The sequence below is a fragment of the Streptomyces sp. NPDC086549 genome (genome assembly GCF_044746205.1).
Classification (GTDB): Bacteria; Actinomycetota; Actinomycetes; order Streptomycetales; family Streptomycetaceae; genus Streptomyces.
Map to the genome: position 1 here is coordinate 283261 of NZ_JBIVBS010000006.1, position 23592 is coordinate 306852.

Genomic DNA, 23592 nt, shown 5'->3' on the forward strand with positions numbered 1-23592 from the left:
GGCTCAGGCCTCCGTGCTGATGAAGACGTTCTTGGTTTCGGTGAAGGCGGTCAGGGCGTCCGGGCCCAGCTCGCGGCCGAGGCCGGACTGCTTGAACCCGCCGAAGGGGGTCCAGTAGCGGACGCTGGAATGGGAGTTGACGGACAGGTTGCCCGCGCGGACGGCCCGGGAGACGCGCAGGGCGCGGCCCAGGTCCCGGGTCCACAGGGAACCGGCCAGGCCGTACGGGGTGTCGTTGGCGAGGCGGATCGCGTCCTCCTCGTCGGCGAAGGGCAGGAGCACGGCGACCGGGCCGAAGATCTCCTCACGGGCCGCCCCGGAGTCCGGCCGCTCCCCCGTGAGCACGGTCGGCGCGAACCAGAACCCGGGGCCGTCGGGCGCGCTGCCGCGCAGCGCCTGGGCGTCGTCCGGCACGAAGGACCGTACGCGGTCGAGCTGCTGACGGGAGATCAGCGGGCCCATCTGGGTCTTCTCGTCGGCGGGGTCGCCCACCACCACGGCCTGGAGTGCCTCGGCGAGCAGCGCGTGGACCTCGTCGTACACGGACTCCTGGACGAGGATCCGGGTGCGGGCGCAGCAGTCCTGGCCGGAGTTGTCCAGGAAGGAGAACGGGTCGACGGCGGACTTCAGGTCGGCGTCGGCGAAGACGATGTTCGGGCTCTTGCCGCCGAGTTCGAGGGTGACGGGCTTGACCTGCCGGGCGCAGCGCTCCATGACCTCGCGGCCGGTGCGGGTGGAACCGGTGAACACGATCTTCGCCACGTCCGGGTGGTCGACCAGGGCGCGGCCGGCGATGTGGCCGTATCCGGGGAGGACCTGGAACAACCCCTCCGGCAGGCCCGCCTCCAGGGCGAGCTCGGCGAGGCGCAACGCCGTCAGCGGGGTGGTCTCGGCCGGCTTGAGCACGACGGCGTTGCCCGCGGCGAGCGCCGGGAAGGAGCCCCAGGCGGCGATGGGCATCGGGAAGTTCCAGGGGGCGATCACGCCGACCACCCCGAGGGGTTCCTGGAAGGTGACGTCCCAGCCGCCGGGCACGGGGATCTGCTTGCCGAGGAGGCGTTCGGCGCCGCCGGCCGCGTACAGCAGCAGGTCTCGGGCGTTGCCGGCCTCCCAGCGGGCGTTGCCGAGGAGGTGGCCGGCCTCGCTGACCTCCAGCTGTGCCAGCTCCTCGGCATGGGCGTCGACGACGTCGGCGAAGCGGCGCAGCAGACGGGCGCGGTCGGCGGGGGCCACGGCCGCCCACGCCCGCTGGGCGGCCGCCGCGCGGGCGACGGCACGGTCCACGTCGGCCGCGTCGGCGGCGGGGACGGTGGCGACGACCTCCTCGGTGGCCGGGTTGAGTACCTGGAGCTCGGACTCGTTCGACAAGGAAGGACCTCTCACATGCGTTCGAAGGAGCGGCGCAGCTCCCAGTCGGTCACCGCGGCGTCGAAGGCCTCCAGTTCGACGCGCGCCATGTTGCGGTAGTGCGCGACGACCTCGTCGCCGAAGGCGGCCTTGGCGATCGGACTGTTCTCCCACAGCTCGGCGGCCTCGCGCAGGGTGGTGGGCACGTGCTCGAACTCGGCGGCGTAGGCGTTGCCGGGGCAGGGCTCGGGCAGCTCCAGCTTCTGCTCGATGCCGTACAGACCCGCCGCGACCAGGCCGGCGACGGCGAGGTGCGGGTTGACGTCGCCGCCGGGCAGCCGGTTCTCGAAGCGCAGGGAGCGGCCGTGGCCGACGACCCGCAGGGCGCAGGTGCGGTTGTCGTGGCCCCAGGCGACGGCGGTCGGGGCGAAGGAGCCCGGCTGGAACCGCTTGTAGGAGTTGATGTTGGGGGCGTAGAGGAGGGAGAAGTCCCGGAGGGCGGCGAGCTGCCCGGCGAGGAAGTGCCGCATGACCTCGCTCATCCCGCCGGGTCCGGCCATGGCGTTGTTGCCGTCGGCGTCCGCGAGCGAGAGGTGGATGTGGCAGGAGTTGCCCTCGCGCTCGTTGTACTTGGCCATGAAGGTGATGGACACGCCCTCCTGGGCGGCGATCTCCTTGGTGCCGGTCTTGTAGACGGCGTGCTGGTCGCAGGTGACCAGGGCCTCGTCGTAGCGGAAGGCGATCTCGTGCTGGCCGGGGTTGCACTCGCCCTTGGCGGACTCGACGGTGAGGCCCGCGCCGGCCATCTCGTTGCGGATGCGGCGCAACAGGGGCTCGATGCGGCCGGTGCCGAGCACCGAGTAGTCGATGTTGTACTGGTTGGCCGGGGTCAGGCCGCGGTAGTTCGCGTCCCACGCCTGCTCGTAGGTGTCCTTGAAGACGATGAACTCCAGCTCGGTGCCGACCTGGGCGGTGTAGCCGAGCTCGGCGAGGCGCTCCAGCTGGCGGCGCAGGATCTGGCGGGGCGCGGCGACGACCGGGGAACCGTCGTTCCAGGCGAGGTCGGCGATGAGCATGGCCGTACCGGCGTTCCAGGGGACGCGGCGCAGGGTGGAGAGGTCGGGGTGCATGGCGAAGTCGCCGTAGCCGCGGTCCCAGGAGGACATGGCGTAGCCGTCGACCGTGTTCATCTCGGTGTCGACGGCGAGGAGGTAGTTGCAGCCCTCGGTGCCGTGGTGGAGGACCTCGTCGAGGAAGAAACGGGCGGCGAACCGCTTGCCCTGGAGCCGCCCTTGCATGTCGGGGAAGGCCAGGACGACAGTGTCGATCTCACCGCCGGCGACGAGGGCGTGCAGCTCCTCGACGCCGAGCGGGGGTGTGCGGTCTGCCACGGGAGTGCTCCTTCGGCTTCTTCGCGCTGTTTCGGCCGGGCCGGGAGCCATAAGGTATTGCCGAGAACCATTGCTTGGGAAGGGGGTACGGCCTGATGTCGCGGGACATGGATGCGGGGGGACCGGGCGACCGTCTCACGCCGGTGCTGCGGCCGGTGCGTGCCGGGAACGGTTTCGAGGAGGCACTGGAGCAGATCCTGCAGGTCGTGCGGCTCGGTCTGGTGCCGGGCGGCGAGCGGCTGCCCGCCGAACGGGAGCTCGCCGAGCGGCTCGGGATCAGCCGGGTGACGCTGCGCGAGGTGCTCAAGGTGCTGCAGGACCAGGGACTGGTCGAGGCGCGCCGCGGGCGCTACGGCGGAACGTTCGTGCTGCCGCGGAGCGACGCGGGCGGCGAGGACGAGCTGCGGCGGCGGATCGCGGAGGTCGACATCGAGGACGTGCTCCGGTTCCGGGAGGTCCTCGAAGTGGGTGCGGCGGGGCTGTGCGCGGCGCACGGGCTGACCGACGAGCAGGCGGAGCGGCTGCGCGCGGCGCTGGCCCGCACGCACGACGCCCCGCTGGCCGAGTACCGGCGTCTGGACACCCTGCTCCACCTCACCCTGGCCGAGCTGTGCGGCTCGCCGACGCTGACCGCGCAGTACGCGGCGGTCCGGGCGACGGTGAACGACCTGCTCGACTGCATCCCGCTGCTCGTACGCAACCTGGAGCACTCGCAGCGGCAGCACACCGCGCTGGTGGAGGCCGTGCTGGACGGGGACGCGGACGGGGCGCGGGAGATGATGCGGGAGCACTGCGCGGGCACGGCCGCGCTGCTGCGGGGTTTCCTGGCCTGAGAGCGCGGGGTTCCTCGCCCGGAGTGAGGGCTTGCCGTTCACCGGCACCTCGGCAAAGGTATGAACGCAATCCATTGCGGGGAGCGGGAGGACGTATGGCGGGCAGGCCGCTGATCGGCATCAGTACGTATCTGGAGTCCCGGACGCGCTGGGGCACGTGGGAACTGGAGGCCGCGCTGCTGCCGGCCGGGTATCCGCGGCTGGTGCAGCGGGCCGGAGGGCTGGCCGCGATGCTGCCTCCGGACGAGCCGGAGCATGCGGCGGCGGCCGTGGCGCGGCTGGACGGCCTGGTGATCGCCGGCGGTCCGGACGTCGAGCCGGTGCGGTACGGCGCGCGGCGCGACCCCCGCACGGGGCCGCCGGCCCGCGAGCGCGACGCCTGGGAACTCGCCCTGATCGACGCGGCGCTGGCGGCGGGTGTGCCGCTGCTCGGCATCTGCCGGGGCATGCAACTGCTGAACGTCGCCCTCGGCGGCACACTCACGCAGCACGTCGACGGGCACGCGGAGGCGATCGGGATCTTCGGGCGGCATCCGGTCAAGCCGGTGCCGGGGACGCTGTACGCGGCGGCCGTACCGGAGGAGGCGTCCGTACCGACGTTCCACCATCAGGCGGTGGACCGGCTCGGTGAGGGGCTTGTCGCCTCGGCGCACGCGGCGGACGGCACGGTGGAGGCGGTCGAGCTGTCCTGCGGCGCCGGGTGGGTGCTGGGCGTGCAGTGGCATCCGGAGATGGACGAGGACCTGCGGGTGATGCGGGAGCTGGTGCGGGCCGCCTCGTAGGGTGCGGCCGGCGCGCGGGTCAGCCCCGGGTCAGCGACAGCAGCTCGCGGGCGGGCCCCGTCGGACGATGTCCCGTCGGCCAGACGGCGCGCAGCTCCCTGGCCAGGGAGACACCGTCGACGGGGATGCTGACCAGGCGCCGCATCGCCAGCTCCTCGCGGACGGCGAGTTCGCTGAGGACCGCCGGGCCCGCGCCGCTGACCGCCGAGGCCTTCACCGCCGTGGTGGAGGACAGCTCGATGAGGGGGCGGGCCAGGCCGCCGAGGGCCGCGTCCAGGACCTGGCGGGTGCCGGAGCCGCGCTCCCGGAGGATCAGGGGGGTGGCCGCCAGCTCGGTGGCCGGGAGGGCGTGCCGACGGCGGGCCCAGGGGTGGGCGGGGGCCGCGACGACGATCAGACGGTCGTGGGCGATCACGGCGGAGTCCAGCCCCGGAGGCACCGACAGGCCCTCCACGAAGCCCAGGTCCGCCTCGTCCGCCAGGAGGCGTTCCGCCACCGCCGCCGAGTTCCCCGCCAGCAGCGACACGGCCGTGTCGGGGCGTTCGGCACGCAGGGCCAGCAGCCAGCCCGGCAGCAGGTACTCGGCGATCGTCATGCTGGCCGCGACCCGCAGACGCGAGTCGCGCCGGTCGCGCAGCGCCTGTGCCCCCACGTCGAAGGCCTCCGCCGCCTCCACGACCCGTCTCGCCCAGTCCGTCACCAGCGCGCCGGCGTCCGTGAGCCGGGAGCCACGTGGTGAGCGGTCCACGAGGGCGACGCCCAGCTGACGTTCCATGGAGCGGATCCGGCTGCTGGCGGCCGGCTGGGTGACGCCGAGCTCGCGCGCCGCCGCCCCGAGACTGCCCAGCCGCGCCACCGCCAGCAGCAGTTCCAGGGCGCCGAGGTCCGGGACCCGGTGCGCCAGTGTTCCGGCGGGACCCCGCCGCTCCTCCGCATCGCTCATAACCCCAGCTTATGCCCCCATAGAGACAGACTCCCTGGTCGCGGCCGTCCACCCGCGCGACCGTGGGGTCATGGTCACCGCAGCCGTCCGTCATCTCGGCCCCAACTGGTACGCCTCCGTCATGGGTACGGCGATCGTGGGGGGCGCCGGCGCCGCGCTCCCCCTCCACAGCGACGGGCTGCGCCCCGTGTGCGCTGCCTTCTGGGGGCTCTCCTGCGTGCTGCTGGTGGCCCTGCTGGCCGCCCGCGCCCTGCACTGGACCCACCACCGCGACCAGGCCCGCGCCCACCTCCTCGACCCGGCGACGGCCCCGTTCTACGGCTGCCTGTCCATGGCCCTGCTGGCCGTCGGCGGCGGCGCCCTGTCCGTCGGGCGGGACTGGATCGGGAGCGGCGCGGCGGTCGTCCTCGACGGGGTGCTGTTCGTCGCCGGTACGGTCGTCGGGCTGGCGGCCGCCGTCGCCGTGCCGTACCTCATGGCCGTACGGCATCGGATCGAGCCGGGGCAGGCCACACCCGTGTGGCTGCTGCCGCTGGTCGCTCCCATGGTGTCCGCCGCGCTGGGGCCGGCCCTCGTGCCGCATCTTCCGGCCGGGCAGCCCCGGGAGACCCTGCTGTTCGCCTGCTTCGCCCTGTTCGGGCTCAGCCTGATCGCCACGGCTCTGATGCTGCCCCTCGTCTTCGCGCGGCTGATCGTCTCCGGGCCCCTTCCTCTGGTGCTCACCCCGACGCTGTTCCTGGTGCTGGGGCCGCTCGGGCAGTCCACCACCGCCGTCGCGATGTTCGCGGACGTCGCGCCGGGGGTCGTGCCCGCCCCGTACGACCAGGGCTTCGGTGTGCTCGCCGTCCTCTACGGGGTGCCGGTCATGGGCTTCGCGCTGCTGTGGATCATGCTGGCCGGCGCCCATGTGGTGCGGGCCCGGCGGCGTGGCATGGGGTTCGCGATGACGTGGTGGGCGTTCACCTTTCCGGTGGGCACCTGTGTCACCGGGTCCGCGGCGCTCGCCCGGCACACGGGGCTCGCCGTCTACGACTGGCTCGCGGTGGCGCTGTACGGCGTGCTCGTCGCCGCCTGGGCGGTGGCCTTCGTCGGGACGGCGCGGGGGCTGGTCAGCGGCGAGCTGCTCGCAGGGCCTCGGCCAGTACCCGCGGCGCCTCGGCCAGTGACGGTCCGTACCAGGTCAGGTGCCGTCCGCTGACAAGGGCGCAGGGCAGCCCCGGGAAGGCCTCGGGGCCGTCGTCGGGTGTGAACCGGTACGGCTCGTCCGGCAGGACGACCAGCTCCGGGGCCGCCGCCCGCAGCTCGTCGAGCGGGATGCGCGGGTAGCGGTCCGGGTGGGCCGCTTGGAGGTGGTCGACCCCGAGGCGGCTCAGTACGTCGCCCGCGAAGGTGTCGCGGCCCAGGACCATCCAGGGGCGCCGCCAGACCGGCACGACCGCCGTCGTGCGGTGCGCGGGCGCCGGCAGCGAGGACCAGGTCCGTTCCGCCGCGGTCAGCCAGCGCGGGCGCGCCGGGACACCGCACGCGGCCAGCACCCGGGACAGTTCCCGGAAGGCCTGCGGCACGTCCCGCACCTCGGTGACCAGCACCTCCAGGCCCGCGGCACGCAGGGCGTCGAGGTCGGCGGCGCGGTTCTCCTCCTCGTTGGCGATCACCAGGTCCGGGGCGAGGGCGGCGATCCGGTCGAGCCGGGGGTTCTTGGTGCCGCCCACGCGCGTGACTGCCAGGTCCGCCGGATGGACGCACCAGTCCGTGGCGCCGGCCAGGACGCCGGGAGCGGACACGGCCACCGCCTCGGTGAGCGACGGAACCAGGGAGACGACCCGCACCTGAGGCCTGCCCTAGCGCGAGCGGTCCTGGACCGCCTCGATGTGCTCGGCCACCGCCACGACGATCACCCGGGTGTCGGGAACCGTGGCCCGCCAGCGGTGGCGGACACCGCCCGTGAGGTAGAGGGTGTCGCCGCGGCCGAGCCGGTAGGCGCGGCCCTCCGCCTCGATCTCCACGGCGCCGTCGGCGACATACATCAACTCGTCGTTGCGGTGCTGGAATTCGCGTCCGGCGTCGTGGTCGCCGGTGAACTCCGAGGCGTGCAGCTGGTGGTGACCGCGGACCAGGGAACGCAGCCGGGGAGTGAAGTCCTGTTCGGTGGTGTCGGAGCGGACGACGTCGACACTGCACGCGGGGTCGGCGGCCGCGAGGAGTTCCACGGCCGTCGTGCGCAGAGCGTCGGCGACCTTCTCCAGGGAGCTTCTGCTGGGGCGCGCCCGGTCGTTCTCGATCTGGCTCAGGAAGGGCACCGACAGACCGCTGCGCTCGGCCACGACGGCGAGGGTGAGCTCCAGCGCGCGGCGTCGCCGCCGGACGGCCGCGCCCACGCGCACGGGCTGTTGTTCTTTGTGGTCGCCCATCGCTCCGGCTCCCTCCTTCGCTCGTCGTTGCGCTGCCGGGGTGCCCCGCGTCGGACACACCCCTTCTGATGAGTTCTCTGCACCCTACGCATGTTCGGCAAACCGTTTCATGCGGCCGTCACATCCATGTCACATCGCACCTGCCCGACCTCTACGGTTCGCGCCAGCGGACGAAGCCCTCTCGCCCACTCGGTCAAGGGAATTCGGATCCGTGTCACCCCTTCGGTACCGTGCGTGATCGGCCGCTCCGGCCGGCGGCCGGACAGAGCTTGGGGCAAGGGCGTAGCGCTATGTGGTTGGCCGGATCCTTCTCGTGGGCGCTCGGAATGCCTAGGATCACCGCCGGTGGTGCGCATCGCCGTTTGGGGGACACGTATGGAACGACCGGACGACCGCCTCGCGTCCGCTCTGCGCTTCGCGACGGAGCTCGTGGCCTGGATCGCGACGCCCTGGGCCCTGGCCGGGCACTCCTGGGCGCTCGCCGTGCTGTCGGTGGTGCTGCTGATCGGTCTCCCGACCGTGTTCTCGACGCCGGGGGACAAGTCGAGCGTGATCGTCGCCGTTCCGGGCGAGGTCACCATCCTGCTCGTGCTGCTCCAGTTCGGCGCGGCAGTGATCTCCGCGTGGTACGTGTGGCCCGCCTGGGCGGCTGTCCCGGTCTCCCTCCTCGCTGCCGTCGCCCTCGTCACGGAACACCCGCGCCGGCGGTGGCTGCGGACCCTGCCGCTCCGTGCCGACACCTGACTGTCGGTGCCGTGCGGCATGATGCGAGGCGTGACCGGACGACTGATGCTTCTCGACACCGCCTCGCTGTACTTCCGCGCCTACTTCGGCGTCCCGGACTCCGTGAAGGCGCCGGACGGCACACCGGTGAACGCCGTGCGCGGGCTGCTGGACTTCATCGACCGGCTGGTCAAGGACCACCGGCCCGACCTGCTGGTGGCCTGCATGGACGCCGACTGGCGGCCGCACTGGCGGGTCGACCTCATCCCCTCGTACAAGGCGCACCGCGTCGCCGAGGAGCACGAGGCGGGACCGGACGAGGAGGAGGTGCCGGACACGCTCTCCCCGCAGGTGCCGGTCATCGAGGACGTGCTCGACGCCCTGGGCATCGCGCGGGTCGGGGTCGAGGGGTACGAGGCCGACGACGTGATCGGCACGTTCACCACGCGCGCCGCCGGGCCGGTGGACATCGTCACCGGTGACCGCGACCTGTACCAGCTGGTGGACGACGCGCGCGGGGTGCGGGTGCTGTACCCCCTCAAGGGCGTCGGCACCCTGCAGATGACCGACGAGGCCCTGTTGCGCGAGAAGTACGGAGTCGACGGCAGCGGGTACGCGGATCTGGCGCTGCTGCGCGGCGACCCGAGCGACGGACTGCCCGGCGTGCCCGGGATCGGCGAGAAGACGGCCGCCAAGCTGCTGGCCGAGTTCGGGAACCTGGACGGCATCATGGCGGCGGTCGACGACCCGAAGGCCAGGCTCACGCCGTCGCAGCGCAAGCGGCTGGACGAGGCCCGGCCGTACGTCTCCGTCGCGCCGAAGGTCGTACGGGTCGCCACCGACGTACCGCTGCCGGACGTCGACACGACGCTGCCGCACGCGCCGCGCGACCCCGCGGGGCTGGACCGGCTGGCGATGCGCTGGGGTCTGGGGGGTTCCCTGCACCGGCTTCTGACGACGCTGGAGGCGTGAGGGGCCCGAGTATTTTTCCGGCAAAACACGTTGACCCGTTCTCGATGACGGAGGTGCCGAACAGGAGAGGATGCTAACTTAGGTAAACCTAACCAATGGAGCAGGGAGGCCGTCATGGCAGAGCGCCCGGGACGCAGGCCGCGGAAGCCTCATTCCGCCCAGGTCGTTCGCACGGAACGGCTGACCCCGCACATGCAGCGCGTGGTCCTGGGCGGCGACGGCCTCGCGGACTTCGCGGCGGACACCTGCACCGACCACTATGTGAAACTCCTGTTCGGCCCCGAGGGCGTGACCTATCCGGAGCCCTTCGACATGGAGCGGATCCGTGAGGAGTTCCCGCGCAGCCAGTGGCCGGTGACCCGGACGTACACCGTGCGGAACTGGAATCCCGAAACCCGCGAACTGACCCTGGACTTCGTGATCCACGGCGACGAGGGCCTCGCCGGTCCCTGGGCGCTGCGGGCGCAGCCCGGTGAGATCGTGAGGTTCATGGGCCCCGGCGGTGCCTACGCTCCCGACGGGAGCGCCGACTGGCATCTGCTCGTCGGCGACGAGAGCGCGCTGCCCGCGATCGCCCGCGCCCTGGAGGCGCTGCCCAAGGGTGCCAAGGCCTTTGCCTTCGTGGAGGTGTCCGACCCCGAGGAGGAGCAGAAGATCGACTCCGATGTGGAGGTCGTCTGGCTGCACCGCGGGGGCCGCCCGATCGGCGAGGCCCTGCTGGAGGCCGTACGGGCGCTGGAGTTCCCGGAGGGCCGGGTGCACGCGTTCGTGCACGGCGAGGCGAGCTTCGTGAAGGAGCTGCGCCGGCTGCTGCGGGTCGGGCACGAGGTCCCGCGCGAGGACCTGTCGATCTCCGGCTACTGGCGCCTGGGCCACAACGAGGACGGCTGGCAGGCCTCCAAGCGGGAGTGGAACGCCCGCATCGAGGAGGAGCAGGAGAGCGGCACGGCTGCCGCCGCCTGAGACGCCGGCGGCGACGACACCTGGACGGTGCCGCCGCTGCCGCGTTTTCACTCGCCGGGGCGCTTGCTCACACCGACCGCTGGTACGACCGGAACGTCCGGATCGACAGCCACACGGCCGCGACCGCGAGCGCCAGCAGTGCGCCCCCGCGGCTGAGCACGTCACCCCAGTCGGGGTGCTCGGACATCGCCGAACGACCCGCCACCATGGCCCAGTCGAGCGGATTGAAGTCGGCGATGTGCCGCATCCAGGAGGGCATCTGGGACGGTGCCATGAAGGCGGAGGACAGGAACGTCAGCGGCAGCAGCAGGAAGGTGTTGATGCCGATGATGGACTCCCGCTCCCGCACCAGCATGCCGAGCGCGTTGGACAGCGCCCCGAAGACGGTGCCGAGCAGCACGGCGGCGACGACCAGGATCGCGATGCCGCCGACGCCGCCCGGGTAGTCGGCGCCGCCCAGCAGCCCGAGCAGCACGATGATCACCGACTGCAGGGCGGTGACCAGGCCGTTGTTCACCACGTTGCCGTTCATCAGCGCGGCACGGCTGACCGGGGTGGTCAGGAAGCGGTCGAGGGTGCCGCGCTGGATCTCCTCCAGGGTGCCCATGCCCGCCCACATGTTGGAGCTCAGGGCGCTCATCACGACCACGCCCGGCACCAGGTAGTCCAGGTACGAGGTGGTGCCGAAGCCGCCGAGCTCGACGACCTTCTTGAAGAGGTTGCCGAACAGGAACAGCCAGATCACCGGCTGGATCAGGGTGATGATCGCGTACGCGGGCTGGCGGGCGAACACCATGAGCTGACGCTGGGTCATGTACCAGGTCTGGGAGACGGCGTTGCTCATCGGGCACCTCCGGCCAGGGCGAGAGTGTCGGCGGTACCGGTCGGATCGGCCTCGGCCTCGGCGTAACGGCGGCCCGTGTAACGGAGGTAGACGTCGTCCAGCGAGGGGCGGGCGACGGTCGCCGATGCCACGGCCACTCCGGAGCGTTCCAGTGCGGCGAGGAGGGCGGGCATCGCCGCGGCGCCGTCGTCGGCGCGGGCGCTGATCCGGCACCCGTCGATCAGCACCTCGCGCACGCCCGGCAGCCCCGTCAGCGAGCCTCCGAGCAGCGTACGTCCGGCTTCGCCGACCGTCTCGCGCAGCTCCAGGTGGACGGCGTCACCGCGCAGTTCGCCCTTGAGGGCGTCCGGGGTGCCCGTCACGACGACCCGGCCGCGGTCCACGATGGCGATGCGCTCGGCGAGCCGGTCGGCCTCCTCCAGGTAGTGCGTGGTGAGCAGGATGGTCAGGCCCTCCTCACCGGCCAGGCGGCCGATCTCCTCCCACATCGCGGTGCGGGCCTCCGGGTCCAGGCCGGTCGTCGGCTCGTCGAGGAACAGCACCTCGGGCCGGTGCACCAGGCCGAGGGCCACGTCGAGGCGGCGCCGCATGCCGCCGGAGTAGCCCTTGACCGGGCGCCGGGCGGCGTCCGTGAGCGTGAAGCGCTCCAGCAGCCGGTCCACCCGCGCATTGAGGGCCGCGCCCTTCAACCCGTGGAGCCTGCCCTGCAGTTGGAGGTTCTCGCGGCCGGTGGCGACGGGATCGGCGCCCGAGTTCTGGGCGACCACGCCGATCGCGCGGCGCACCCGGTCCGGGTGGCGCAGCACGTCGTGGCCGGCGACGGTGGCCGTGCCCGAGTCGGGGCGGGCGAGAGTGGTGAGGATCTTGACGGTGGTGGACTTCCCGGCCCCGTTCGGGCCGAGGAGGCCGAAGACGGTGCCCGGCTCGACGGTGACGTCCATGCCGTTCAGCGCCGTGACATCGCCGGGATAGGTCTTGATCAGTTGGCGCGCCTGCACTGCGGGCGCACGGGTGTTCATGTCGGTTGCTCTCCTCGATGAGCGGATGACGACTGATCCGCGTGAAGAGCGCCGGGCTATCCTGGGTGTGCCGCACCTCGATCGCCTGGAGCTGCCTCACGGCGGATTCAGCTCGGGGTTCGAGACCCTGGCGGGGCTGCTGCAACAGCTCCGCCGGGGTCTGTTCCCGCGTGATCTACTTGGTTTCTTGCGTGAACTCCGGTGGCAGTTCCCCCGTTTCATGAAACCGGCGCCACCCTTCGACGCCCGGCAGCGAGCCTTCCCTGATCTCGTCGGCGAAGCCGCGGACCCACTCCATCTGCGCCTCGAGCATGTGCAGGTGGTACTCGACCTCGACGACGAACAGCCGGGGCAGCGATTCGTACAGCTTCTCCAGCACGGCCCGGCCGCCGGTCACCTCGACCTCCAAGGCCCTCACCCGCTCCCCCAGCAGGCGCGCGACCTCGTCGGGGGGCAGGGCGCCGATCAGCGAGAGCGCCGTCTCGAAGATCGGATACTCCTTCACCGGGACGGCCATCAGGTCGGACAGCCAGTGGACCATCTCCTCGCGCCCGGCCTCCGTGATCCCGTAGACCGTGCGCTCGGGGCGGTTGCCGTGGCGCTCCACGTCGGTCACCTCGACGAAACCGTGCTTCTCGAGGTTCTGCATGACCGTGTAGAGCGAGCCGTAGTTGGTTCGCGTGCTGGTGTCCTTGCCCTGCCGGCGCAGGGTCTGGGCGATCTCGTACGGGTGCATCGGCTTCTGCCACAGGGTCGTCAGCACGACGAGCGCCAACGGATTGCTGAGCTTGCGCCGCTTCGCCGCCACACCGACCACCTCGCTTCCGAATATCCGCAGCCGAACATATCGCGATCCGGAAGCCGTCGTCAATAGACACGACATATCGCGATCCGGGTTCCGCCGCAAGGGCGTGAGGACTTGGGCCCGCCCCGGACACGACGACGTGATGGGGCCGAAACACCCCCTCCCTAATTTCTGTCACCCGACAGGAACTACCGCTCCCTTCGTGCCCAAGGCAGGTGCCGTCGTGTCGACATCCGAGGACCACTCCCTGGAGGAGTTCGGCTACCGTCAGGAGCTGCACCGCAGCCTCGGCCGGTACGCCTCGTTCGCCGCCGGGTTCTCCTTCATCTCCGTACTGACGACCGTGTTCCAGTTCTTCGCCTTCGGGTACGCCTTCGGCGGGCCGGTCTTCTTCTGGGCCTGGCCCGCCGTGCTGGCCGGCCAGTTGCTGGTCGCGGCCTGCTTCGCGGAACTGGCCGCGCGCTATCCGATCTCGGGCGCGATCTACCAGTGGTCCTCGCGCCTGTCGAACGCCTCGTTCGGCTGGTTCACGGGCTGGATCATGGTGATCGGGCAGATCGTGGTGGTCGCGGCGGCGGCGCTGGCCCTGCAGATGGTGCTCCCAGCGCTCTGGTCCGGCTTCCAGCTGGTGGGCGCCGACCCGGCGCCGACCTCCCGCGACGGGGCGGCCAACGCCGCCGTCCTCGGTGTGCTCCTGCTGGTCCTGACGACACTGGTGAACGTCGTGGACAACCGCGTGCTGTCCGTGGTCAACCGGGTCGGGGTCACCGCCGAGATCATCGGGGCGGTCCTCATCGTCGTACTCCTGCTGACCCACGCCAAACGCTCTCCCGGCATCACCTTCCACACCGGGACCGCCGCCCAGAGCGGCCTCCTCGGCGCCCTGCTGGTGGGCTCCTTCACGGCGGCGTACGTGATGATCGGCTTCGACAGCGCGGGCGAGATGAGCGAGGAGACGCACAACCCCCGCCGCACCGCGCCCCGCACCATCCTCACCGCGCTCGGCGCCGCGGGGCTGCTCGGCGGCCTGGTGGTGCTCGGCGGGCTGCTCGCCGCACCCAGCCTCACGGACGGGCACCTGGCGGTCGACGGGCTCAGTTACGTCCTGACGAGCACACTGGGCGACGGAGTGGGCCGGGTGCTGCTCGCCGACGTGGTGGTCGCGATCGCCGTGGCGACGCTGGCGATCCAGACGGCGGCCTGCCGGATGCTGTTCTCCATGGCCCGCGACAGGCAGCTGCCGTTCGCGAGGACGCTCGCCCGCGTCAACCCGCGTACCGGCATGCCCGGCGCCCCGGCCGTGGTCGTCGGCGTCCTCGCGGCGGCACTGCTGCTGCTGAACTTCGCCTCGCCGGACGCCTTCCTGGCCATCGGCACCACCTGCATCGTGATGCTGTACCTCGCCTACGCCATGGTCACCGGACCGCTGCTGATCCGCCGGCTGCGCGGCGAGTTCAGCACCGCCGGCACCGACGAGACGGGAGCCCCGCTGTTCTCCCTCGGCCGCTGGGGCATCCCGGTCAACGCGCTCGCCCTCCTCTACGGCCTGGCCATGACCGTCAACCTCGCCTGGCCGCGAGCGGCGGTGTACGACCCGGCGGGCGGGCACTGGTACTTCCAGTGGTTCACGGTACTGTTCCTGGCCGCCACGCTGGTGGCCGGCGCCGGCTACCGGATGTACCGGAAACACACGGCGGTCCGAAGTGCCGTACCTGAAGCGGCGGTTCAGGAGGTGGCCGCGTAGGTCAGGTCAGTCGCCGTGTACGCGCGCGTGCAGGTGCCTGTCGTGCCGGCCGTCCGGGTGGAGGAGGGCGCTGCGTTCGGTGCCCTCCAGGGTGAAGCCGGATTTGGTGGCGACGCGGCAGAAGGCCTGGTTGGCGGTGGCGTGCGTCAGCTCGAGGCGGTGCAGGCCGATCTCGTCGAAGGCCCAGCGGGTCAGGGCGGCCGTCGCGCGGGCGGCGGCTCCCTGACCGCGGGCCGCCGCCGTGGTCCGGTAGGCGACCTCGGCCGTGCCCTCGTTCAGCATGATCTCGCGCAGCGCCATCCGTCCGAGCAGCCGGTCCGTGTCCGCGTCGGCGACGGCCCACTGAGCCGTCCGCTCCGCCGCCCACTCCTTCAGCCACTGCTCGATCCTGCCGACGGCCTCCTCCACCGAGTCACCGCGCCAGATGTGCCACTGATGCATGAGCGGGTCCAGGAAGGCCGCGTGCACGGCGAGTGCGTCCTCGACCCGCCAGGGACGCAGGACCAGTCCGTCGCCTGCGGGAAGCACGGCCTGCGGAGTGCGGGCGAGGGTTCCGGCGGGCAGCACCGGGCTGATGACTAGGGCATGATCCGCATTCTGCCGCTGGGACACGGCCCGGCCAACGGAGTTTCGGGCATGCGAAGCCCCTGGCAGATGCCGATCTCCTGGTCGAAAACCCATCCACCAGGGCTTCACCTGCTGCCGGTCGACTGCCTGTCAGGAAGATATGCACCCCCACCACCAGGCGATGGCGGGAATCCGGGGGGCACCGAGGCGCGGGGTGGACGGTGTGTCGGCCCAGACCGGGACGTCCGGTGCTCCGGGTCCTCCGAACTCGTCGTGGTAGCGGGGCACGCTGTGACTCCACTCGTGGTTTCCGCGCACGTAGTGGTCGAGCTGAGTCAGGTAGGTGCGCAGTTCGGGAACCGCCCACCGCTCCAGGCGCTCGCGCAGGGCGAGGTAGCAGACCATCACGCGGTCGTGCAGCTGGACGGCTTCGACGGCTGCCTCATCGGGCGTGCTGCGGTGATCGCGCATGAGGACGCCGACGATGTTGGAGACGGGAATGCCCAGGGTGCTCTCGCGTCGGAACGAGTACAGGTCGTTCCCGATGGTCACGAGCAGGTGGGCGGCCTGGGTGGCGGCGCGGACAGCCCGCTGTTCCATGAGGCTGGTGGGCAGGCAGGTACCCTCCGCGGTCTCGATGAGGGCCATGGATGCCTTGGCACCGCGGTCGCGCGGCCCGGAAGTGACGTACTCGGCCAGGGTGGGGGCGCTGCCGCGGGCGCGGTGGCCGGCCATGCCGGTGGCGGCGAGAAACCACTCGGCGTTGCCGTCCGCCCACCGGCGCACGACGGTGGGCGAGGCGACTGCGCGGATACGCAGGGAAAGGTCCTGCAGTGCGCGCATGAAGGGGTCACTGCCCGGCTCGGTCTCCGGATGGTCGGCCACGTGCAGGAGTCGTAGGACGACCGGGACGACCTCGTCGGGCTTGACGTTCGTCGGGCCCAGATCGAACAGGGCGTCGTCGAGGGTGAATCCGCAGTAGACCCAGTCCGAAGCGATCTGCAGTCCGTCCCCCGTGCCGTGGGGGGCCAGGCGCGAGATCCACTGGCTCGACTGTGTCCCGATGATCCGGGAGCGCTGGGCATCCTCGTCGCAGAATCCCAGCCGGGTCAGCCACTCGATGCTGCGCCGAGCGAGTTTGTCGGCATCGGGGTGGACAGCGGTCTCCAGGGGGCAGTACAGCGGCGGAATCCGGACGCGGATCTGTTCGTTAGGTTGTGCGTCGATGATTGTCACAGTCACTGCCTCCGTGGGGAACCAGGGGATGTGTGATGCACTTCCTGCGCTCCTAGGTCGGGGCGAGGCCTGATCGGCCGCCTTCAAGGCGTGCTCCCTACCCCTGTCGACGGCTTCGCCTCCCGGACAAATGCGACGACTGCGCCCTTACGAAGGCGCAGTCACGTTCTTCACCCGGTCCGACATGAACGGTCACCAGTCACACCGGGTCGTTCACCTGTTGGCTAAATGTAATCGACTGGGCGGCTCGGGCCCAGGTCCCACCATGGCGCGGGCGCAAACTCCGCACAAAGAGCGCACGTTGGGGGGCGCTCGATGTACTGCCTGCCTGACCTCCGGGCCGTGAATGACGGCTGGGACCGGTGGTGTCGGGACCTCGTACGCTTGATCGTGATGAGACGCCGCACTCCGCCCCCGCCCTCTCCCCTACCGCAGCGCGACGGGGTGGATCCGGTGCGCGTGCGATTGCCGGCCGGGGACGCGTGGGCGACCGTGCGTGATCATCTCGTGGCACGCCTCGCGGCCGGGGCCGGAGTGATCGACGGAATGCTCGACGCGGGGCTGATCGTGGACGCCTCCGGGCAGCCGGTGTCACGGGACATGGCGTACGAGCCGGGGATGTTCGTGTGGTTCCACCGGGAGCTGCCCGACGAGGAGCGGGTGCCGTTCGCGGTGGACGTCGTCTACCGGGACGAGCACGTCGTGGTGGCCGACAAACCACACTTCCTGGCCACCACGCCGCGCGGCAGCCATGTCGCCGAGACCGCCCTGGCGCGGCTGCGGAGGCAGCTGGGGGTCCCGACGCTGGGCGCCGCGCATCGGCTGGACCGGCTGACGGCTGGGCTGGTGCTGTTCACCGTACGGCCACAGGAGCGCGGGGCGTACCAGTCCCTGTTCCACGACAGGCGGGTGACGAAGGAGTACGAGGCGGTGGCCCCGTACGACCCCGGACTGGACCTGCCGCGCACTGTGCACAGCCGGATCGTGAAGGAGCGCGGAGTTCTTGCGGCCCGCGAGGTCGCGGGTGAGCCCAACGCCTCGAGCCGGGTCGAGTTGCTGGAGCACCGTGACGGGCGTGCCCGGTACCGGCTGACGCCGTACACCGGGCAGACACACCAGCTGAGAGTTCACATGAACACGTTGGGGGTGCCGATCCTCGGCGATCCCCTCTATCCGGTGGTGACCGGCCCCGCGGCGGCCGGTGACTTCCGGCGTCCGCTCCAACTACTGGCGCGGGTGCTGGCCTTCACCGATCCGATCACGGGGCGCGAGCACCGGTTCGTCAGCCCGCGCGTGCTGCGGGCCTGGTCGTCGTACGACGAGTGGGCCGGGTAGCCCCGGTGCCCGGTCGGCTCAGTCCCCGCGCCACCAGCGCAGGAGGCGCCGGAACACGCCCGGCCGAGCGGCCGGTTCGGACGTGGGCACCGGCGGCGGAGGGGTGGCCGGCTCGGCGTGTTGCGCAGCCGCCGTCTGCGGCAGTGGCGTGCCGAGCTGCCAGTCGCTGGGGCGCTGCGCCTGCAGCGGGCGTGCGGGGTGCGCCCTGACCTCCCGTTGAGGCTTGGGCTCGAACTTCACCGGCAGTTCCACCAGATGCTGGCTGAAGATGGAGGCCCGCCAGATCAATTCGTCCTCCTCGCAGGCGAGTTGGACGTCGGGCAGGCAGGTCAGCAGCGCGTCGACGCCGACCTCGGCGATGGCGCGGCCGATGTCCTGCCCCGGGCATTCGTGAGGACCGCCACCGAAGGCGAGGTGGGAGCGGTTGCCCATCATGTTGGCCGTGCGGTCGGGCCGGACGCGTGGGTCGACGTTGCCCGGGGCGATGCCGAGGAGGAGAGCGTCGCCCTTGCGGATGCGCCGGCCGCCCAGCTCGCAGTCCTGCTTGGCGACGTAGGGGAGGATGGTGCTGAACGGCGGCTCGTCCCACAGGGATTGCTCGACCGCCTGGGGCACTGTCATCTGACCGCCGTTGAGCTGCGCGCGGAACCCCGGGTCGGTGAGCACCACCCGCAGTACGTTCGCGAGAAGGTTGGCGGTGGCCTCGTACGCGGCGATCAGGACGACGCGCAGGTGCTGGCCGACCTCGTCGTCGTTGAGCCCCGCCGGGTGGTTGATGAGGTGACTGGCGAAGTCGTCCTTGGGTTCGGCCCGGCGTCGGAGGGTGAGCCGCATCAGGACGTCCGTGATGTACGCGTTGCTGGCGATCGCGGTCTCGGTGCCCTTGGGCAGGTCGCGGGCGGCCTCCACGATCCGGTCGTTGTACTCCTCAGGCATGCCGAAGATCTCGCACAGCACGGCCATCGGCAGGTGTTCGGCGAATTGGCTCACCAGGTCGGCCCTGCCCTTCACGCAGAACTCGTTGACGAGCTGCTGGGTCGCTCGGTTGATGTAGCGGCGAATGCCCCGGTGGTCGATCGTCGACATGGCGCCGGTGACCGCGCCGCGCAGCCGTCGGTGCTCGTCGCCCTCGGCGTGGCAGCAGATGGGCTGCCAGGCGAAGTGCGGCATGAGCGGGTGATCGGGCTTGATCGTGCCGTCGTCCAGGGCGCTCCACTGCCGGGGGTCACGGCAGTATTGCGAGGGGGTGCGCACCATGTGCATGTTCTCGCTGTGGCCGAGCACCATCCAGATCGGCACGTCCTCGTGAAGCAGCGCGGGCGCCACGGGGCCGTGTTCCTCCCGAAGTCGCTCGTACAGGTCGCCCAGGTCCTCCGCCTCGGGGCCGTACAGCCGGCGCAGCCCGCCGGGCCCGCGGCCGTGTGCCGGGCAGCCCTGTGGCGGGCCGAGCGTCGGGTCGTCCGTACCGGTGAGGGAGTGGGGTTCAGGCGTCACAGTGGTCGCTCCGAAGCTGAGGTGAAACCCAGGTACAGGGGGTTGGTCGGACAAGGGGTCAGATGAGCACGCCGGACATGGCGAGCGAGTGCAGGAAGCGCATCAGGGTCATCAGGACGTCGCGGCTGGAGGCACGGCGGCGTACGTCGCACTCCACGATGGGGATGTCCTCAGAGAGGTCGAGCGCGGTGCGCAGTTCCTCGATGGGGTAACGGGGCGCGTCCGGGAAGGAGTTGACGGCGACGACGAAGGGGACTCCACGCTCCTCCAGACGTCCTATGACGTCGAAGCTGACCTCCAGGCGCCGGGTGTCGACAAGGACGACCGCGCCGAGAGCCCCCTCGAACAGCCCGTTCCACAGGAACCAGAAGCGTTCCTGGCCGGGGGTGCCGAAGAGGTAGAGCACCAGCCTCTCGGTGATGCTGATGCGGCCGAAGTCCATGGCCACCGTGGTGGCCGTCTTCGAGTCGGAGCCGTAGTTGTCGTCGACGCCGACACCGGCCTGTGTCATGGTCTCCTCGGTGGTCAGCGGCCTGATCTCGCTGACCGAGCCGACCATGGTGGTCTTGCCGACTCCGAAGCCGCCCACGATCACGATCTTCACCGCGGCCTGGGCCGTGTGCGGCAGATGGTCCTCTGTCCGTGGGCCCGGGATGGTGTCAGAGCTTTTGAAGTCCATGCATCACCGCTTCGAGAAGTGAACGGTCGGGGAGCGCCTGACGGACGATCGGGGCGCGCGCCTGCACCAGTTCGGCCGTGATCAGCTCGGTGATCAGCACCGTCATCGCGCTGAACGGCAGGTTGAGATAGGCCGTGAGTTCGGCCACCGACAGGGGGGCGGTGCAGAGCCGGAGTAACACCGCCTGCTCCGGTGTGACGGAGGGCGGTGGATCGGCGCGCGCCACGATCAACGTCACCAGGTCGAGCTCGGCGCGGGGCCCGTCGGCGCCGTCGGCGATGACGTACAGCCGCTCGGGGTTCTTCTTCTCGCCCTGCTGGTCACCTCCCGCCATGGGGGGCGGGGGTGGCGGAGGTTGCTGTGTGGGCTGTCGCCGTTTGCGTTGCGGAGGAGTCATACGGTCTGCCCGTTCCGCCGGGGCGGACTGGTGAGATGGGCGCCGATACGGACGACCAGGTCGCGCATGCGGTTGCTCATCCGGCCGGGTTCGCAGACCACGTCGGCGAGCACGGCGAGATAGGCATTGGCACCGGCCGCCATGAGGTAGAAGTAGCCGCCGTCGATCTCGATGACGACCAGATTCATGGCGCCGCTGCTGCCGGGAAGCTCCTGGGCGACGGCTCCCGCGAGACTCTGCACGCCCGCGCAGGCCGCGGCGAGACGGTCGGCGGAGTCGGGGTCACCGCCGTAGCGGGCGATGCGCAGTCCGTCGGCGGAGAGGACCACGATCATCTCGATGCCGGGTACGCCGTCGGCGAGATCTTTGAGCATCCAATCGAAGTTCGCTCGCTGCTGGATCACTTGAGGTCCCCCTCGTCGTCGGCCTCGCTGGGGGCCGGCTTCTCGATCAGGTGCATGTATGCGGTGGGATTGCGCGTGAAGTCGGTCGGGTGCACGCCCGGGTTGCCCTCCTTCAGGCCCTCCCAGAAGGCCTCGACCCACATGCCGGGCTCGCGGTTGCGCAGCTTCTCGCGCTCGGGGTCGACCTCGGGCTCGGGCTCGGGTGCGGGCTTGCGCTGCGACCAGATGGTCGGCTTGCCCTCGCGTTCGGCCCGCTCGATGGCGGCCTGCTCGACGATCCGCTGGGTCAGCGAGGTCTTCACCTTGCTGCGGCGCTGCGGCAGCCCGCCGGCGGTCCACTCGGTGACCTCGGGGACGTCGTCCTCCATCGAGATCCCGGCGGGGATGCGCGGGCTGGTGGGGCGGCGCTTCTTGGGCGCGCGCTTGGGGCCCTCGAGGGCGCCGAGTTCGGCCTTCGGTACGGCGGTGGCGCCGATGCCGTGGGCGAGCCCGGGGGCGGGCTCGGTGGTCATCATGTTGCTGGGCACGATGAGGATGGCGCGGACTCCGCCGTACGCCGAGGCGCGCAGCGAGACCTGCATGTTGTACGTCGAGCAGAGCCGGCCCACGACCGCGAGGCCGAGGCGCGGGCTCTCGCCGAGGTCGTCCAGGGCGACGCCGGCCTTGGCGCGCTCCAGCATGTTCTCGACCCGGGCGCGAGCCTCCTCGCTGAGGCTGACGCCGCCGTCCTCGATCTCGATCACCACGCCGGTCTGCACCTCGGTGGCGGTGACGTGCACCTTGGTCTGCGGAGGAGAGTAGCGAGTGGCGTTGTCGAGGAGCTCGGCGGCGGCGTGGATGACCGGCTCGACGCAGGTGCCCTTGATGTTGACCTTGGCGATGGAGGCCAGGTCGATGCGCCGGTACTCCAGGATCCGGGACATGGCGCCGCGCAGCACGCTGTACAGGGCCACGGGGTTGGGCCACTGACGGCCGGGGCGGCCGCCGCCGAGGACGGAGATGGAGTCGGCCAGGCGGCCGATCATCGCGGTTCCGTGGTCGATGCGCAGCAGGTCGTCGAAGACCTCGGGGTTGCGGCCGTGGTCCTCCTCCATCTCCCTGAGTTCACTGGCCTGCTGGTGGACGATGGCCTGGACGCGTTGGGCGATGTTGACGAAGGAGCGCTGCGCGGCGTCGCGCATGGACTCCTCGTCATCCACGACCTTGAGCACGGTGCGCAGCAGGTCGCGCTGCGAGGCGGGGACGTGCCGCAGTTCGGGATCGGCGTCGAGGACCGCTTGAATGACCTCGCGGAGGGATTCTCCGGCGCGCAGCCGGAAGAGCGCGGTCGGCATGATCTCCTTGCCGAACCGGACCCACTCCTCGTCGTTGGCGGCGATGCGCCGCTCCAGATGCGCAGCGTGACGGACGTGCTCGGCCCGCAGGCTCTTCAGCCGGCGCCCGCGTCTGACCGCTTCCGCCGCCGTCGCGGTCACCAGCAGCGTGGCGGCGGCTCCGCACCAGCCGACGGCGGCCCGGGCCGGCTCCGCCACCAGGGCGACGGCGGCCCCGGTGGCTGCGGCCATCAGTATGGCCGGCAGCAACAGCACACGCGCATAGGGAAGTTCACGGCCACCGGGAGGCGATTGAACACTCACCATGTATGCCCTCTGAGACGAATCGGCTGGGTGTCGGGGGAGCTTGTGGGGGGGGAAGAGTCATGGAGCTGTCTGGATATTCGTAACCATTGGGAACAAGCGCACGAATTCACCTCAACTCGGCGCGTCGCGGGCGAGCTTAGTCCGACCGGATCATCGCCGTGTCATATTCAGCAAGCACCTGAAATCGCCCGCGCTCCAGGAGTACGCTCGGCCCCATTTATACGCTCGGATTACATTCGCACACGAAGTGTGATGGCGAGCGAGCGTGCGAGGACACCTCACCGTGACGGGTGAGCAAGGCCCCCGGAAGGCGGCTCAGACACCCACGATGCGCAGGGCGGCGTCGGCGGTGGCGCGAGCGAACTCCGAGACGGGCCGCTCCGGATCCGACCGGTGCACAAGGATGACACCCTCGATCAGCCCGAAGACGAGATCCGTACGCAGCTCCAGCTCACTCTTGGCCAGCGCTCCTCCGACGACGGTCGCGGCCAGCAACTGACGGTAGGCCTCCTTCAGTTCGGCGCGCACGGCGTGGAATCCGGCGAAACGCTCGGTGCGCACCTCGGGCAGCAGATAGAGCCCGCCCAGATTGTGCGGCCCGCCGCACAGCAGCTCCACATCCGTCCGGCACAGCTCCCACAGCCGGCCCTCGGCCGGGGTCGCATCGTCCGCGAGCAGCTCACGGGCGCAGGTCAGTGAGGGGGTGACGGTGGACTCCAGCAGCTCGGCGAGCAGCTCCTCCTTGCCGGAGACGTAGTGGTACATGGACGCCTGCCGCATGCCCGCGCGCTCGGCGACGGCCCGGGTCGTCGTGGCGGCATATCCCCGGGTGGTGAACAACTCGGCAGCGGCGGCCAGCAGTTCGGCCCGCGGCTCCAGCCCACTCGCCGGCCGCTGCGCGACCCGTGGCCGACCGACCCGACGGCCACTGCTCGTTCCCATGCGTTCGATCCTCGCACATGCCCCCGGGAGGCAAGCAGCCCACCAGGCCCCCACCACATCCACGTGAGGGCTCGGTAACCGGGCGGCAACGCCGCGGCAATTCCCGTGACCCGTCCCACTC

Annotated in this window: 24 protein-coding genes; 8 read left to right on the top strand and 16 right to left on the bottom strand. The window is 71.0% G+C overall.

Going from position 1 to position 23592, the window contains the following annotated elements; genetic code table 11:
• Positions 1-3: 3 nt before the first annotated feature.
• Together ACIPSA_RS21555 and ACIPSA_RS21560 are read right to left on the bottom strand one after the other, a co-directional pair.
• Positions 4-1368, bottom strand: a complete 1365-nt coding sequence (locus ACIPSA_RS21555) for an aldehyde dehydrogenase family protein (protein ID WP_402637342.1) — start codon at positions 1366-1368, stop codon at positions 4-6.
• Positions 1369-1379: 11 nt separating this feature from the next.
• Entirely contained in the window at positions 1380-2738 is a 1359-nt protein-coding gene (locus ACIPSA_RS21560; RefSeq protein ID WP_402637344.1) for a glutamine synthetase family protein, read from the bottom strand.
• A 95-nt stretch (positions 2739-2833) separates the two neighbouring features.
• On the opposite strand from ACIPSA_RS21560, the gene ACIPSA_RS21565 reads away from it, so the two are divergent.
• Positions 2834-3571: a FadR/GntR family transcriptional regulator gene (locus ACIPSA_RS21565; RefSeq protein WP_402637346.1), complete on the top strand. Its 738-nt coding sequence runs from the start codon at positions 2834-2836 to the stop codon at positions 3569-3571.
• Between the two features lie 95 nt (positions 3572-3666).
• Complete coding sequence (locus ACIPSA_RS21570; protein WP_402637348.1) at positions 3667-4353, top strand: gamma-glutamyl-gamma-aminobutyrate hydrolase family protein; 687 nt, start codon at positions 3667-3669, stop codon at positions 4351-4353.
• A 19-nt stretch (positions 4354-4372) separates the two neighbouring features.
• Here the strand turns inward: ACIPSA_RS21570 and ACIPSA_RS21575 are convergent, their stop codons facing one another.
• On the bottom strand, positions 4373-5296 hold the full coding sequence (locus tag ACIPSA_RS21575; protein ID WP_402637350.1) for a LysR family transcriptional regulator: 924 nt from the start codon (positions 5294-5296) through the stop codon (positions 4373-4375).
• A gap of 70 nt (positions 5297-5366) precedes the next feature.
• Here ACIPSA_RS21575 and ACIPSA_RS21580 point away from each other — a divergent pair, with 70 nt between their 5' ends.
• The gene (locus ACIPSA_RS21580; RefSeq protein ID WP_402637352.1) at positions 5367-6494 is read left to right on the top strand and encodes a TDT family transporter; all 1128 of its coding nucleotides are present in this window, start codon (positions 5367-5369) and stop codon (positions 6492-6494) included.
• Here ACIPSA_RS21580 and ACIPSA_RS21585 read toward each other — a convergent pair.
• Together ACIPSA_RS21585 and ACIPSA_RS21590 are read right to left on the bottom strand one after the other, a co-directional pair.
• Positions 6406-7125 carry a helical backbone metal receptor gene (locus ACIPSA_RS21585; protein WP_402637354.1) on the bottom strand — a complete coding sequence of 240 codons (720 nt, stop codon included), beginning with the start codon at positions 7123-7125 and terminating at the stop codon, positions 6406-6408. The two genes, ACIPSA_RS21580 and ACIPSA_RS21585, sit on opposite strands and share 89 nt — an antisense overlap.
• A gap of 12 nt (positions 7126-7137) precedes the next feature.
• Positions 7138-7707 (bottom strand): helix-turn-helix domain-containing protein, encoded by a 570-nt coding sequence (locus ACIPSA_RS21590; protein WP_402637356.1) that lies wholly within the window; start codon positions 7705-7707, stop codon positions 7138-7140.
• A gap of 375 nt (positions 7708-8082) precedes the next feature.
• Here ACIPSA_RS21590 and ACIPSA_RS21595 point away from each other — a divergent pair, with 375 nt between their 5' ends.
• From ACIPSA_RS21595 to ACIPSA_RS21605, 3 genes are all read left to right on the top strand, one after another.
• Positions 8083-8451 carry a hypothetical protein gene (locus ACIPSA_RS21595; protein ID WP_402637358.1) on the top strand — a complete coding sequence of 123 codons (369 nt, stop codon included), beginning with the start codon at positions 8083-8085 and terminating at the stop codon, positions 8449-8451.
• A 21-nt stretch (positions 8452-8472) separates the two neighbouring features.
• A complete protein-coding gene (locus ACIPSA_RS21600) occupies positions 8473-9402 on the top strand; it encodes a 5'-3' exonuclease H3TH domain-containing protein (RefSeq protein ID WP_402637730.1) in 930 nt (309 codons plus the stop codon).
• A gap of 114 nt (positions 9403-9516) precedes the next feature.
• On the top strand, positions 9517-10365 hold the full coding sequence (locus tag ACIPSA_RS21605; RefSeq protein ID WP_402637360.1) for a siderophore-interacting protein: 849 nt from the start codon (positions 9517-9519) through the stop codon (positions 10363-10365).
• A gap of 67 nt (positions 10366-10432) precedes the next feature.
• On the opposite strand, the gene ACIPSA_RS21610 is transcribed toward ACIPSA_RS21605, so the two are convergent.
• The 3 genes from ACIPSA_RS21610 to ACIPSA_RS21620 all read right to left on the bottom strand — a co-directional run bounded on the left by ACIPSA_RS21610 (position 10433) and on the right by ACIPSA_RS21620 (position 13036).
• Complete coding sequence (locus ACIPSA_RS21610; RefSeq protein ID WP_402637362.1) at positions 10433-11209, bottom strand: ABC transporter permease; 777 nt, start codon at positions 11207-11209, stop codon at positions 10433-10435.
• Positions 11206-12228: an ATP-binding cassette domain-containing protein gene (locus tag ACIPSA_RS21615; protein WP_402637364.1), complete on the bottom strand. Its 1023-nt coding sequence runs from the start codon at positions 12226-12228 to the stop codon at positions 11206-11208. The genes ACIPSA_RS21610 and ACIPSA_RS21615 overlap by 4 nt, the downstream gene beginning before the upstream one ends.
• A gap of 175 nt (positions 12229-12403) precedes the next feature.
• Complete coding sequence (locus ACIPSA_RS21620; protein ID WP_402637366.1) at positions 12404-13036, bottom strand: PadR family transcriptional regulator; 633 nt, start codon at positions 13034-13036, stop codon at positions 12404-12406.
• 139 nt (positions 13037-13175) lie between these two features.
• Here ACIPSA_RS21620 and ACIPSA_RS21625 point away from each other — a divergent pair, with 139 nt between their 5' ends.
• Positions 13176-14777, top strand: a complete 1602-nt coding sequence (locus tag ACIPSA_RS21625) for an amino acid permease (RefSeq protein WP_402637731.1) — start codon at positions 13176-13178, stop codon at positions 14775-14777.
• A gap of 6 nt (positions 14778-14783) precedes the next feature.
• Here the strand turns inward: ACIPSA_RS21625 and ACIPSA_RS21630 are convergent, their stop codons facing one another.
• Both ACIPSA_RS21630 and ACIPSA_RS21635 read right to left on the bottom strand, forming a co-directional pair.
• Entirely contained in the window at positions 14784-15344 is a 561-nt protein-coding gene (locus ACIPSA_RS21630; protein WP_402637368.1) for a GNAT family N-acetyltransferase, read from the bottom strand.
• Positions 15345-15494: 150 nt separating this feature from the next.
• On the bottom strand, positions 15495-16586 hold the full coding sequence (locus tag ACIPSA_RS21635) for a hypothetical protein (protein WP_402637370.1): 1092 nt from the start codon (positions 16584-16586) through the stop codon (positions 15495-15497).
• A gap of 387 nt (positions 16587-16973) precedes the next feature.
• On the opposite strand from ACIPSA_RS21635, the gene ACIPSA_RS21640 reads away from it, so the two are divergent.
• Complete coding sequence (locus ACIPSA_RS21640) at positions 16974-17915, top strand: RluA family pseudouridine synthase (RefSeq protein ID WP_402637372.1); 942 nt, start codon at positions 16974-16976, stop codon at positions 17913-17915.
• A gap of 18 nt (positions 17916-17933) precedes the next feature.
• Here ACIPSA_RS21640 and ACIPSA_RS21645 read toward each other — a convergent pair whose 3' ends face one another.
• From ACIPSA_RS21645 to ACIPSA_RS21670, 6 genes are all read right to left on the bottom strand, one after another.
• Positions 17934-19409 (bottom strand): cytochrome P450, encoded by a 1476-nt coding sequence (locus tag ACIPSA_RS21645; protein WP_402637374.1) that lies wholly within the window; start codon positions 19407-19409, stop codon positions 17934-17936.
• 58 nt (positions 19410-19467) lie between these two features.
• A complete protein-coding gene (locus tag ACIPSA_RS21650; protein WP_402637376.1) occupies positions 19468-20088 on the bottom strand; it encodes a GTP-binding protein in 621 nt (206 codons plus the stop codon).
• Positions 20069-20485, bottom strand: coding sequence for a DUF742 domain-containing protein (locus tag ACIPSA_RS21655; RefSeq protein ID WP_402637378.1), 417 nt, complete (start codon positions 20483-20485; stop codon positions 20069-20071). The genes ACIPSA_RS21650 and ACIPSA_RS21655 overlap by 20 nt, the downstream gene beginning before the upstream one ends.
• Complete coding sequence (locus ACIPSA_RS21660) at positions 20482-20889, bottom strand: roadblock/LC7 domain-containing protein (RefSeq protein ID WP_402637380.1); 408 nt, start codon at positions 20887-20889, stop codon at positions 20482-20484. Before ACIPSA_RS21660 ends, ACIPSA_RS21655 begins: the two co-directional genes overlap by 4 nt.
• Positions 20886-22529: a sensor histidine kinase gene (locus tag ACIPSA_RS21665; protein ID WP_402637382.1), complete on the bottom strand. Its 1644-nt coding sequence runs from the start codon at positions 22527-22529 to the stop codon at positions 20886-20888. The genes ACIPSA_RS21660 and ACIPSA_RS21665 overlap by 4 nt, the downstream gene beginning before the upstream one ends.
• Positions 22530-22844: 315 nt before the next feature.
• Positions 22845-23471, bottom strand: coding sequence for a TetR/AcrR family transcriptional regulator (locus ACIPSA_RS21670; RefSeq protein WP_402637384.1), 627 nt, complete (start codon positions 23469-23471; stop codon positions 22845-22847).
• Between the last annotated feature and the right edge of the window lie 121 nt (positions 23472-23592).

What these genes read in the sequence shown, in the direction of transcription:
- ACIPSA_RS21640 (WP_402637372.1), top strand. Translation starts at nt 16,974, where the DNA reads ATGAGACGCCGCACTCCGCCCCCGCCCTCTCCCCTACCGCAGCGCGAC.
- ACIPSA_RS21650 (WP_402637376.1), bottom strand. Translation starts at nt 20,088, where the DNA reads ATGGACTTCAAAAGCTCTGACACCATCCCGGGCCCACGGACAGAGGAC.
- ACIPSA_RS21670 (WP_402637384.1), bottom strand. Translation starts at nt 23,471, where the DNA reads ATGGGAACGAGCAGTGGCCGTCGGGTCGGTCGGCCACGGGTCGCGCAG.
- ACIPSA_RS21590 (WP_402637356.1), bottom strand. Translation starts at nt 7,707, where the DNA reads ATGGGCGACCACAAAGAACAACAGCCCGTGCGCGTGGGCGCGGCCGTC.
- ACIPSA_RS21565 (WP_402637346.1), top strand. Translation starts at nt 2,834, where the DNA reads ATGTCGCGGGACATGGATGCGGGGGGACCGGGCGACCGTCTCACGCCG.
- ACIPSA_RS21615 (WP_402637364.1), bottom strand. Translation starts at nt 12,228, where the DNA reads ATGAACACCCGTGCGCCCGCAGTGCAGGCGCGCCAACTGATCAAGACC.
- ACIPSA_RS21665 (WP_402637382.1), bottom strand. Translation starts at nt 22,529, where the DNA reads ATGGTGAGTGTTCAATCGCCTCCCGGTGGCCGTGAACTTCCCTATGCG.
- ACIPSA_RS21570 (WP_402637348.1), top strand. Translation starts at nt 3,667, where the DNA reads ATGGCGGGCAGGCCGCTGATCGGCATCAGTACGTATCTGGAGTCCCGG.
- ACIPSA_RS21575 (WP_402637350.1), bottom strand. Translation starts at nt 5,296, where the DNA reads ATGAGCGATGCGGAGGAGCGGCGGGGTCCCGCCGGAACACTGGCGCAC.
- ACIPSA_RS21655 (WP_402637378.1), bottom strand. Translation starts at nt 20,485, where the DNA reads ATGACTCCTCCGCAACGCAAACGGCGACAGCCCACACAGCAACCTCCG.
- ACIPSA_RS21600 (WP_402637730.1), top strand. Translation starts at nt 8,473, where the DNA reads ATGCGAGGCGTGACCGGACGACTGATGCTTCTCGACACCGCCTCGCTG.
- ACIPSA_RS21605 (WP_402637360.1), top strand. Translation starts at nt 9,517, where the DNA reads ATGGCAGAGCGCCCGGGACGCAGGCCGCGGAAGCCTCATTCCGCCCAG.
- ACIPSA_RS21610 (WP_402637362.1), bottom strand. Translation starts at nt 11,209, where the DNA reads ATGAGCAACGCCGTCTCCCAGACCTGGTACATGACCCAGCGTCAGCTC.
- ACIPSA_RS21595 (WP_402637358.1), top strand. Translation starts at nt 8,083, where the DNA reads ATGGAACGACCGGACGACCGCCTCGCGTCCGCTCTGCGCTTCGCGACG.
- ACIPSA_RS21580 (WP_402637352.1), top strand. Translation starts at nt 5,367, where the DNA reads ATGGTCACCGCAGCCGTCCGTCATCTCGGCCCCAACTGGTACGCCTCC.
- ACIPSA_RS21625 (WP_402637731.1), top strand. Translation starts at nt 13,176, where the DNA reads ATGGGGCCGAAACACCCCCTCCCTAATTTCTGTCACCCGACAGGAACT.